Annotated in this window: 11 protein-coding genes; 6 read left to right on the top strand and 5 right to left on the bottom strand. The window is 70.8% G+C overall.

Annotated features, from left to right (window positions below):
- Window positions 1-36 precede the first annotated feature (36 nt).
- Window positions 37-843: an FKBP-type peptidyl-prolyl cis-trans isomerase gene (locus tag ACWDX9_RS00685; RefSeq protein ID WP_449947354.1), complete on the top strand. Its 807-nt coding sequence runs from the start codon at window positions 37-39 to the stop codon at window positions 841-843.
- A gap of 38 nt (window positions 844-881) precedes the next feature.
- Here the strand turns inward: ACWDX9_RS00685 and ACWDX9_RS00680 are convergent, their stop codons facing one another.
- Window positions 882-1,778, bottom strand: a complete 897-nt coding sequence (locus ACWDX9_RS00680) for a M23 family metallopeptidase (protein ID WP_449947351.1) — start codon at window positions 1,776-1,778, stop codon at window positions 882-884.
- Between the two features lie 107 nt (window positions 1,779-1,885).
- Here ACWDX9_RS00680 and ACWDX9_RS00675 point away from each other — a divergent pair, with 107 nt between their 5' ends.
- Window positions 1,886-4,564 (top strand): BTAD domain-containing putative transcriptional regulator, encoded by a 2,679-nt coding sequence (locus tag ACWDX9_RS00675; RefSeq protein ID WP_449947348.1) that lies wholly within the window; start codon window positions 1,886-1,888, stop codon window positions 4,562-4,564.
- Here ACWDX9_RS00675 and ACWDX9_RS00670 read toward each other — a convergent pair.
- On the bottom strand, window positions 4,561-5,079 hold the full coding sequence (locus tag ACWDX9_RS00670; RefSeq protein ID WP_449947345.1) for a GNAT family N-acetyltransferase: 519 nt from the start codon (window positions 5,077-5,079) through the stop codon (window positions 4,561-4,563). The two genes, ACWDX9_RS00675 and ACWDX9_RS00670, sit on opposite strands and share 4 nt — an antisense overlap.
- Complete coding sequence (mads6, locus tag ACWDX9_RS00665) at window positions 5,076-6,422, bottom strand: methylation-associated defense system protein kinase MAD6 (RefSeq protein ID WP_364245366.1); 1,347 nt, start codon at window positions 6,420-6,422, stop codon at window positions 5,076-5,078. Before mads6 ends, ACWDX9_RS00670 begins: the two co-directional genes overlap by 4 nt.
- 61 nt (window positions 6,423-6,483) lie before the next feature.
- Here mads6 and ACWDX9_RS00660 point away from each other — a divergent pair, with 61 nt between their 5' ends.
- Together ACWDX9_RS00660 and ACWDX9_RS00655 are read left to right on the top strand one after the other, a co-directional pair.
- Window positions 6,484-7,101, top strand: a complete 618-nt coding sequence (locus ACWDX9_RS00660) for a type 1 glutamine amidotransferase family protein (protein ID WP_449947340.1) — start codon at window positions 6,484-6,486, stop codon at window positions 7,099-7,101.
- Window positions 7,098-7,544: a MarR family winged helix-turn-helix transcriptional regulator gene (locus ACWDX9_RS00655; protein WP_449947339.1), complete on the top strand. Its 447-nt coding sequence runs from the start codon at window positions 7,098-7,100 to the stop codon at window positions 7,542-7,544. The genes ACWDX9_RS00660 and ACWDX9_RS00655 overlap by 4 nt, the downstream gene beginning before the upstream one ends.
- A gap of 229 nt (window positions 7,545-7,773) precedes the next feature.
- On the opposite strand, the gene ACWDX9_RS00650 is transcribed toward ACWDX9_RS00655, so the two are convergent.
- On the bottom strand, window positions 7,774-8,238 hold the full coding sequence (locus tag ACWDX9_RS00650) for a hypothetical protein (protein WP_397368520.1): 465 nt from the start codon (window positions 8,236-8,238) through the stop codon (window positions 7,774-7,776).
- Between the two features lie 405 nt (window positions 8,239-8,643).
- Here ACWDX9_RS00650 and ACWDX9_RS00645 point away from each other — a divergent pair, with 405 nt between their 5' ends.
- On the top strand, window positions 8,644-8,910 hold the full coding sequence (locus ACWDX9_RS00645) for a hypothetical protein (RefSeq protein ID WP_350723666.1): 267 nt from the start codon (window positions 8,644-8,646) through the stop codon (window positions 8,908-8,910).
- A gap of 178 nt (window positions 8,911-9,088) precedes the next feature.
- Here ACWDX9_RS00645 and ACWDX9_RS00640 read toward each other — a convergent pair whose 3' ends face one another.
- Window positions 9,089-9,610: a C40 family peptidase gene (locus ACWDX9_RS00640; RefSeq protein WP_449947336.1), complete on the bottom strand. Its 522-nt coding sequence runs from the start codon at window positions 9,608-9,610 to the stop codon at window positions 9,089-9,091.
- A gap of 427 nt (window positions 9,611-10,037) precedes the next feature.
- Between ACWDX9_RS00640 and ACWDX9_RS00635 the strand changes: the two genes are divergently transcribed.
- Window positions 10,038-10,304: a hypothetical protein gene (locus ACWDX9_RS00635; RefSeq protein WP_363977835.1), complete on the top strand. Its 267-nt coding sequence runs from the start codon at window positions 10,038-10,040 to the stop codon at window positions 10,302-10,304.
- Window positions 10,305-10,544: the final 240 nt, after the last annotated feature.

The following is a 10,544-nucleotide window of genomic DNA, read 5'->3' as shown; positions in this document are numbered from 1 at the left end:
GTTCGGACCACCGGCCGTGAGGCCATGGAGGATATCGTGCGCCTGTTCTTGCCGGCCGTGCTCATGCTCGCCACCTCGTGCGGCCTGGCCGAGGAGGGCACGCAGCCCGTCGTCACGGGCGCGTTCGGCACCAAGCCGGTCGTGGCCATACCCAAGGGCAGCCCGGGCCGCACGCCGCGGATCACCGTGCTGTCGACGGGCAGCGGACGGCGCACGCTGCCGGGCGACGTGGTGCTCGCCGACGTGGACATCCGGCGGTGGTCGGGCAACCAGCCGTACCTGAGCACGTACGACGGCCACCAGCCCACCTCGGTCGTCTTCGACGGCAGGCGGGTGACGGAGACCTGGCGGCAGGTGCTCATCGGCCGGTCGGCGGGCAGCCGGATCATGCTGGTCAGCCAGGCTGGCGAGGCTCTCGGCCCGGACGCGCCGCTCACGCTGACCGGTCTCGCGCCCGCCGACACGCTGGTGCTGATCTTCGACGTCCTGGGCGGCTACCCGCCCGACGCCCGGCTGGTCGGGCGCGCCCTGCCGGTGGTCCCGGCGGCCCTCGGGCCGGGCTCGCCGCCCCGCACGCTCATCGACGGCTCCGGCGAGGAGGTCCTGGCCGGTTCGAAGGTGGTGGTCCAGTACGTGGCCGCGTCATGGCCGGAGCGGACGGTCGTGGACTCGTCCTACCGGAGGGGCGGGCCGAGCGCGTACACGCTGAAGGAGGGGGACGTCCCCGACGGCTGGCTGGGCGCGCTCGTGGGCCGGCAGGTCGGGAGCCGGGTGGCGGTCTCCGGCCTCGGTGACCGGCCGTCGCTCTACGTCATAGACGTGCTGGGCACGGTTCACGTGTGAGAGGGGCCGGGCGCGTTCCACCCGACCCCTCCGCATCGTCAATCGCAGTGTTCGAGCGGGCTGTCGTAGGTCGAGGCGCCGGCCTTGCCGCCCCACTTGACGCACTTGCCGGCCGCCGAGGCGACGACCGGTCCCGCGTAGTAGGCGAAGTTGCCTGAGTCCGTCTTCCTCGTACTGCCCGCCACTTCCAGGTAGGCCGTGGTCGCGGTGGCCGTGCCGACGTTCTTGTACTTCAGCGTCGTCACGCAGTTGTTGCCGTTGGAGGAGTTGTAGAGCAGGTAGACGGCGCCGTCACTGCCGAGCGTGGCCGAGTCGATCACGTCGTAGCCCGAGCCGCAGACCTCCGTCGGGGTGTGCGGGTTGCCGCAGTTCTTGGAGGTCACCGACTGCTGCGGGTAGCCGAAGGTGACGCCGTTGAAGACGGCCTTCTGGATGTTGGCCGGGTAGTTGGTGCCCAGCCGCACCTCGTAGTGCAGGTGGGGGCTGATGTTGTTGCCCGGCTTGCTGGTGTTGCCGACCGTGCCGATCTGCTGGCCCTGCGACACCGCCTGGCCCTCGCTGACCGTACGGGAGTTCAGGTGGGCGTAGTACGAGGTCCAGCCGCCGCCGTGGTCGATCTTGACGAGGTTGCCGTACCCGTTGGTCGAGCCCTGGTGCGCGGAGATCACCACGGTTCCCGCCGCGGCCGCCACCACGGTGTCGCCGAGGTCGGCGTCCGCGGTGCTGCCCCGGTTGAAGTCGATCTCCCACGACTGGTGCGCGCTGCTGTTGCTGGAGTTGCCCGTCCACGTCTGGTTGCAGGGGAACGGGAGCTGGAAGTTCGTGGCCAGGATCTGGGCGTCCGCCCCCGGCACGGGGTCGGCCGCGGCGACTGACGTCGTACCGAGGCTGAGTAACAAGGCGAGGCCCGCGACCATTGCTGCGCCGAGCTTCATGGGGTGATCCTTTCCCTGGGATCTCTGAGACCAGGGTCTGGACAAAGCGCACAGGAATCGTCCAGAACCGATACAGGAAGCTGTCAGACCTCCGTAGAGGAGCCGATGTGCCGGTCACCTTCCATGTGCTCGGGCCGCTGGAGGTCCGTCGCGATGGCCGTCCCGTCCGGATCTCCGGCAGGAAGCCCCGCATGCTGCTGGCGACGCTGCTGCTCGACGCGGGCCGCGTGGTCGGCGCCGATCGGCTCGCCGACGTGCTCTGGCCGCACCGCCCGCCGCGTTCTGCCCAGGCCAACCTCCGTACGTACGTCAGCTCGCTCCGCTCCGACCTCGGGCCCGCGCTCCTCCGGGCGGACGGGGTCGGGTACGCGATCGACGTGGGGGCGGGCGCGCTTGATCTGCTGGAGTTCGAGGCCCTGGTCGACCGGGGCGAGTTCGCCGAGGCGCTCGCGCTGTGGCGCGGGGCGCCGCTGTCCGACCTGCCCGGCAGCCCCGTCTGGGACCGCCGCCTCGAACCCCTCCACCGGGTACGCCTGTGGGCCGCCGAGGCGCTGATCGACCGGCGGATCCAGCGCGGGGACCACGACGGGGCCGTGTCCGAGCTGCGCGGGCTGCTGGCCGAGCACCCGTACCGCGAGGACCTGTGGGGGCGGCTGGTGCTGACCCTGCACAGCGGCGGCAGGAAGGCCGAGGCCCTGCGCGCCTACGCCACGGTCAGGGCCCAGCTCGTGGACGAGCTCGGCGTCGAGCCGGGGGCCGACCTGCGCGGGGCGTACGAGCTGATCCTGGCGGACGAGGCGCTGCCCGCCGTGCCCCGCCAGCTCCCGCCCCGCCTCCCCGACTTCACCGGCCGGGCCGGCGAGGTGGCCGCGCTGGGCCGGCCGTTCACCGTCGCGGTGATCTCGGGGCCGCCGGGCTCGGGCAAGTCGGCGCTGGCCGTGCACGCGGCGCACGCGCTGTGCGGCGCCTACCCCGCCGGGCAGCTCCACCTGGAGCTCGGCCTGCGGGAGCCGGGTGACCTGCTGGCCGAGGCGCTCCGAGGGCTCGGCGTTCCCGGCGTGCCGCCGACCGTGGGCGAGCGGTCCGCGCTGTTCAGGTCGCTGCTGGCCGAACGGCCGATGCTGGTGCTGCTCGACGACGCCCGCGACGCGGACCAGGTGCGCCCGCTGCTGCCCGGCGACGGCAGCGCGGTGATCGTCACCAGCCGGCGCCGCGTCACCGAGCTGCCCGGCGCGGTGCTGGTCCAGCTCGGACCGCTGGCGCCCGACGAGGCGCTGTCCCTGCTCGGCTCCATCGCGGGCGGGGACCGGGTGGCCCGGGAGCGCGAGGCCGCGCTGGCCATCGTGGCCGCCTGCGGCGGGCTGCCGCTGGCCGTCAGGAACGCGGGCACGCGCCTGGCCGCCCGGCCCGGGTGGTCGCTGTCGGTGCTCAGGCAGCGGCTGGCGGACGACTGGCTCGGCGAGTTACGGGACGTGCGGACCAGCTTCGACGGCGGGTACGCGCGCCTGCCCGCCGAGGCCGCTCGCACGCTCGCGACGTTCGGCCTGCTCGGCGCGTCCGCGCAGCCCGGCTGGGTGGTCGACGCGGCGCTCGGGCGGCACGGGGCCGACGACGTGACCGACCTGCTGGTGGACGTCAGCCTGCTGGACCTGGTCGGCACCGACGCGGTGGGCCAGCCGCGCTACCGCGTCCCCGACCTCATCGGCCGCCACGCGCTCGAACGCCCTCTCGGAGGGCCCCGGCTGGACGCGGTGGGCAGGGTGCTGGCGGCATGGACGGCGACCGCGGAGCACGCCATGGCGCGGCTGCCGACGACCGTGTTCAGCCTCACGGCCGCCCGGGCGCCGCGCTGGCGGCTGCCCGACCGCATGCTCGACCGGCTGACGGCCGATCCGGTCGCGTGGTTCGAGGCCGAGCACGAGGCGCTGGCCGGGGCGGTGGACCTGGCGGCCGGGTCGGGCCTCGCGGAGTCGGCGTGGGGCCTGGCCGCCGCCATGGTCCCGTACCTCGACCTGCACTGCCATCTCGGCACCTGGCGGCGCACCCACACGGCCGCACTGGCCGCCGCCCGGACGGCCGGCGACAGGTACGGCGAGGCCGCCATGCTCAGGGGCCTGGCGCAGGTCAGCCTCTACCAGGACCGCTACGAGGAGGCGGCCGACGGCTTCACCCGCTCCCGCCAGATATTCAGCGACCTGGGCGACCGGCGGGCCGAGGCCACCTCCATCTGCGGGCTCGGGGCCGTGAGCCAGTTCAGAGGCCGGCCCGCGCGCTCGCTCATCCACTTCAGGAACGCGCTGGCCATCTTCGTGGCCACCGGCGACCGGCACGGCGAGGCGTTCGCCCGCCAGGCCATCGGCCGGGCCTGCCTGAAGTCGGGGGACCTGGAGCAGGCGTCGGAGTCGCTCGGCCAGGCCATGCGGCTGGCCCAGGAGCTGGGGGACGCGCATCGGGAGGGGTGCGTGTGCCTCCAGATGGGGCACCTGCACCAGGCGATGTCGTTCCACCAGCACGCTCTGGAGATCTTCGAGTCGCTGGGGGACCGGCACTGCGGGGCGTACGCGCTGCAGAGCCTGGCCGGGCTGCAGGCGGCGCGCGGCGACCTGGCGCGGGCCTCCAGCGGGCTCGAGCGGTCGCTGGAGATCTTCCAGGAGCTCGGCGACCTCAGCGGCGCGGCCTCCTCCACGCAGCTCCTGGGCGAGCTGTACCGGTCGGCCGGTCGTACGGGGCTGGCGCGCACCTATCTCAGCCACGCCAGCGCGCTGCGCCGCAGCCTCCCCGTCTAGGACCTTCCGCCGAGGTCGGAGCGGATCATGCTGTATCGCACACCGTCGTGCCACTCCCCGGCCCGGAAGCCGGAGCCGCGGATGACGCCCTCGCGGGTGAACCCCGCCTTCTCCAGCGCCCGCTGCTCGGCCACGTTGGTGATCTCCGTGGACGCCTCGATCCGGTTGGCCGTCGAGTGGTCGAACAGGTAGCGCGCGAGCAGCCGCTGCGCCTCGGTGCCGTGGCCCTGGCCGCGGTGCTCCGGCGCCACGATCAGCCCCATCTCCCAGTAGTAGCTGGCGCGGTTGGCGACGTGCTTGCTCCACGACACGAAGCCGACCTGCTCGTCGCCGTTCGCGATGATCAGGATGCTGCCGTCGTCGCTCAGCATGCCGTTCTCCTGCCAGCGCGTGCGCATGCGATGGGGGTTCTGGAAGCCGTACCACTGGAACTCGCCCGAGCTGCCGGGATCGCTGGTGAGCCGGTACAGGAAGGGCAGGTCGTCCTCTTCGACAGGACGCAGGCGAACAGTCATGATCGGGACACTAGACGACGTACCAGTCGCTTGAGGCGGGACTCCTGGAGCGGGGCGCTCTCAAGCGCGTCGAGGGCCTCCGCGGCGGTCGGGCGCTTGGCCGGGGAGTGGTCGAGCATCCTGCGCACGACCTCCGGCACGTCGGGACCGTGGGCGTCGGCGCTGGTCGGGAACTGGCCGGTGAGGAGCTGGTAGGCGATGGCGCCGGCCGCGTAGACGTCGGAGGCGGTCGTCATGAGGTCGGGCCGCTCCTGGCACTCGGGCGCCACGTAGTGCGCGTCGAGCACGTTGCCCAGCTCGTGGGCGACGGTGTAGTTGCGCGGGCCCGGCTTGGCGTAGTCGAACCCGGTCAGCACCGCGTGCCCGTCGTCGGTGACCAGGACGGAGGCGGGGGTCAGCGCCCGGTGGACGACGCCGTGGGCGTGGGCGTGCGCCAGCCCGCGCAGCAGGTCCTGGATCACGCCCAGCCGGGCGCCCTTGCCCAGCGACAGCTGCAGCGTCTCGCCGTGCACGTCGTCCAGCACCAGCACGAACCGGCTCTCGTCGTCGATGGCGAAGAAGTCGCGCGAGCGCACGACGCACGGGTGCGGGGGGATCCTGGCCAGGGTCTGGTACGCGTTGGCGATGCGCTGCCGCTCGGCCGCCCGCGCGTGGTGGTCGGCCAGCGGGTCGGCCTGGTAGACCCGCAGCAGCACGGTCTCGCTGCCCGGCAGCGTGGCGTTGAACGCGCGGTATTCGGTGATCTTGGTGTCGCCGCCGAGCTGCTCCTCGACCTCCCAGTTGCCGAACCTCGGCGGCGCGGTGCTGCGGCGTACGCTCTGGTTGAGCGCGTCGAGGATCGCGGTGAGGTACGGCTTGGTGTCCGGGCTGCAGCCGCGCCTGACCCTGGAGACGTCGCTCAGCGTGGCGAGCAGGCGGGGCAGGTCGGTGACGTTGATCGCGTCGCGCCCGGCCGGGTCGATCAGCTCGGCGTCGGGCGAGGAGAGCACGACCAGGCTGTCGACGTAGACCCGCTCCAGCTGGGTGGCCTTGGACACCAGCAGGCCCTTCAGCGCCTTGGCGGTGCCCCGCAGCTTGGCCACGGGCGAGCCGAACGCCTCCCTGCGCGGCGGGAACCAGCGCGTGCCCGACACCTCGATGCGGCCCCTGGTGCCCTTGACGTCGACGACCACGATCGAGTGGCCGGTCAGCACGATCAGGTCGACCTCGAAGACGTCGTGGCCGCGCGGAACCTCGATGTTGTGCAGCAGCAGCCAGTCGGCGGGCGCCTGGTCGCGCAGATAAGCGATCACCCGCCGTTCGGCGTCGTTGACCGGACGTCCCCCGCCGACGATCTCTGCCATGAGAGGTATCCTCCCACGATTGCGCATTGACAGCATGTTGTCGAAATGACAAGATACTGTCATGAAGAAGATCGTGCACCACGCCGTTTACGACACGTTCGCCGACTGGGAGACCGGTCACGTGACCGCGCACCTGCGCAACGGGCGCTACCAGCGCGAGCCGGGCGGCTTCGAGATCGTCACCGTGGGGCTGACCACGGATCCCGTCGTCAGCATGGGTGGGCTGCGCGTCACCCCGGACCTGGCGCTCGACCAGCTCTCGCCCGCCTCCAGCGCGCTGCTCATCCTGCCCGGGGCCGACCTGTGGGACGCCGGCCCGTCGCTGGCGCCGTTCGCCGCCAAGGCCGGGGAGTTCCTGGACGCGGGGGTGCCGGTGGCGGCCATCTGCGGCGCCACCGCCGGGCTCGCCCGCGAAGGGCTCCTGGACTCGCGCGACCACACGAGCGCGGTGGTGCAGTATCTGGAGGCGCAGGAGGGCTACGCCGGCGCCGGGCACTACCTCGACCGGGACGCGGTGCTCGGGGGCGACCTCATCACGGCCGGTCCCACGGAGCCGGTGGCGTTCGCGCGGGAGATCTTCCGCCGGCTCGACATCTACCGTCCTGAGGTGCTGGACGCGTGGTTCCGGCTGTTCGCGAGCAGCGACCCGGCGGCGTTCGAGGTGTTGATGGCGGCATGACCGACACGGGGGAGCTGGTCTCGGGCCTGGCGCTGGGGTCGTTCCGGCTTAACGGGCAGTTCCTGCAGGTGGCCGAGGGGCTGGCCCGCCCGGCGGGGATGACGGCGGCCTGGTGGCAGGTGCTCGGGGCGGTCCTGCGGGAGCCGCTCCCGGTGGCGGGGGTGGCCCGCGTCATGGGGATGACCAGGCAGGGGGTGCAGCGGATCGCGGACCTGCTGGTGGAGCGGGGGCTGGCCGAATACCAGCCCAACCCGGCGCACCGGCGCGCCAAGCTCCTCCAGCCCACGGCCGCCGGGCGCGCGGCCGTCGCCAAGATCAATCCCGGCCACCAGGCCTTCGCCGATCGGCTGGTGGAGGAGATGGGGGTGGACGCGGCCCGCGACTGCCTCGCCGCCCTCCACCTCCTCTCCACCACCCTCGACCACCTCACCACCCCCTCCTAACCCCACCGCCCTCGGCCGGTGCCGCCTGGCGATGCGGGTCGCGCGGCGTGCGGGCGTCCGTCGGGCCGTGGGCGGCGTCGTCCGTGCGGGCGTCCGTCGGGTGCGTGTCCTGGGGCGGGGCGCTCGCACGCGGGCAGCGCCCGGCACCTCGGAGCGCCGCGGCGGCGGTGACGAGGTGCGGTGGGGTGGAATTCATGGTCGTTTTTGAATCCCGCCGCCCACCCGGCCGTCACCGGAGTTTGCGGCGGGGTTTGAAGACCGAGAGCGTGGTCGCGGTCATCAGCATGGCGATCTGCGTCCCCAGCGCGGCCACCTGTCCCCACTGGCGAGTGGCGGGGACGGCAGCGCCGCCTTCGGTGGCGGCCGCCATTCCCTCGGGGTCGAACAGGAACATGCCCACGCAGATCACGGCCACCAGGAGTACGAGCTTGGCCGCCACCCAGTAATAGCGAAACAGCCCCCAATGGCTGGTCAGCCCCAGTGTGATGCCGCTGATCAATGCGATGAGGCTGAGCGGTATGCCGCCCGCGAAGACCAAGGCGGGCATCAGCCGATAGGCCGCGTGCGCCAGTCCGGCGTCCTTTGTGAGGGCCGCCGCCGTATTCAGCACGACCAGGCCCCACACCTCTCCGACCAGCGCGACGGACGCGATGACATGGATAACCATGACCGTCTTGCGGATACTCGGCCGCATCGATCTCACCTCCGCATTGAGTGAACTCGCCGGCCATCATCGACGCTTTGTTCGCCCGGCACGTCAGCCTCCGGAGGGCTCTCCGGGTACGCCGGCAGGCGTAGGAGCGCTTCTCAAGTTTCGGGTGATCGTTTCCTAAACGACAGTGCAGGTTCGGCCCATCAGGTGCGCGACGGGCCAAAATAAATCCCGCCAAAAGGACTCCGAACCCTGCGCGCGAGTCCCGTTTCGGCGACGGTCGGGAAAACTCCGTGCCAAGAAAGCGAGGTGCCGCCTTGACCTCGAGGTGGGCTTTTTGAGTTGCAGTTCCGGCCGCCTGCCGCGATGGTTATTTCCGGCACCTCACAGCCCTGCACAAACGACTAGGCGCTGAATTCCGGCGCCGTTCCATGGAGGAAACCACACATGATCCGTCGCATTCTGGCCGGTGCAGCAATCGCGGCCGCCGCGTTCGGTCTCTCCGCAACGGGAGCCTCGGCCAGCGTCGGCCCCAACCCGCACAACAGCGGGCAATCCATCCTGAGTCAGCTGAGCGCACTGGACGACCTGACCGCGCTCAACGACGTCCTCAACGACTCCGTGAAGTACGTCGACATCCTGACCCTCCTCCACCTGCAGGACATCGATGCCAACATCCTGAACAACCAGGAGAACACGGGCGACAACAACTGACGGCTCCTCTCGTGGCGTAGGCAGGAAGCCGATCGGCGGTTCCCGGGAGGGATTCCGCCCGGCCAAGGTCGTCTTCCTGGTGCCTTGAGGTGAACCGCGAAAACGGGCCGTGGACGTTCGCGAACCCACGGCACGGGCCCGGTGCGCACCGAGCTCTCCGTCCCGCGGCCCAGGTCGATCACTGCAGGACGACCTGGGCCGCGTGGCCGTTCACGGCGGCAGAGCTCGGGGCGTCGGCGCCGTCCGAGGCCGCGGACCTCAGCGCGTGGCCGTTCATCCAGGTGTCGCTCGGCCGGACCACGCCGAGGAAGGTACGCCTGCCGAGCGGGTCCACCCGGACGGACTGCCCGGTGTACGGGGCGTGCACCATCCGCGTCGCGTCCACGACGATGCCGACGTGCTCGGGCCCGGGGCTGTGAGAGTCGCTGTCGAAGAAGACCAGATCCCCCGGCTCCGCCCGCTCCTTGGGTATCCGGATCCCGGAGCGCCACTGCTCCCGCGTGGTCGAGCCGATCGACACCCCCGCCCGCGCCCACGCGTATTCCGCGAGCCCCGAGCAGTCGAATCCCCACGTCTTCGCACCTCTTCCGGTGCCGAACCCGGGGCCGTTCACCCCGCCGCCGCCCCACGAGTACGGGACGCCGATCATCTCTATCGCCGCACGCATCGCGATCGCCCCGCTCGCCGATCGCCGGGCCATCGCGGGAATGGCCGGAACCGCGCACAGAATCATCGGTGCGAGTGCTATTGGCAGCAGCCGCCGTGTTCCATTCATGACATATTCAGCGCTCCCGTCGATCCGCCTCTGCCGGCCCGTTCCCCCGATAGCATTCCTCCTTCTGTATAGCGATAAAACGGACTTTGGTCATACGGGAGGTCCGTATGGCCATAAGCTGAAAAACTGCCCCCACGCCACCCCAGGGCAAATGCGTGCTTGTCGTATATATCCGGACGATCCATGATCAACAATCAAGGAATTGGTGCGCGCATTTGACTCCGGCTTAGCACAGTCGGGTTGCGGCCCGTCGAGGCGCCGCGAAATGGTATTCCTGGAATCTCGCAGCCCGGTGCGAGTGATTCACGATGACGCGCATCCCGCGCAAATTCCGACGAAGGAGAAACAAGAAATGATGCGTCGCATTCTCGCTGGTGCAGCGATCGCGGGTTGCCTGCTCGGGTTCTCGGCCACGAGCGCCTCCGCCGACGTCGGCCCCAACGCGTTCAACAAGAAGCAGCAGATCCTCAGTCAGCTGAGCCTGCTCGACGACCTCACGCTGGCCAACGACGTCCTCAACGACTCCGTGAAGTACATCGACGCCGCGACCATCGGTCACCTGCAGGACCTCGACATCAACCTGCTCAACAACCAGTCCCACGTGGGCGACAACAACTGAGCGCGTACGCCTGACGTGAGAGCGCTCCGGTAGCCACGGCCCCCAGCGGCGGCACCAGTGGCGGCACCAGTGGCGGCACCTTGCCGGAGCGCTCCCCGGGCCGGGGCGGCACCATCCGAGTCGGATCTTTCGCAGCAGTCAAGGGCACGGCCATGCCGTGCCCTTCATAATTTCCCCGTAATTCGGTCATTTTCCGGCGAAAATTACATAGCCAAACATACTTCGTGTAACCTGGGTTCT

The organism is Nonomuraea sp. NPDC003201, assembly GCF_053590415.1.
Note: the sequence above shows the minus strand (reverse complement) of the source record. Positions and strands in the feature narration are given on the sequence as shown.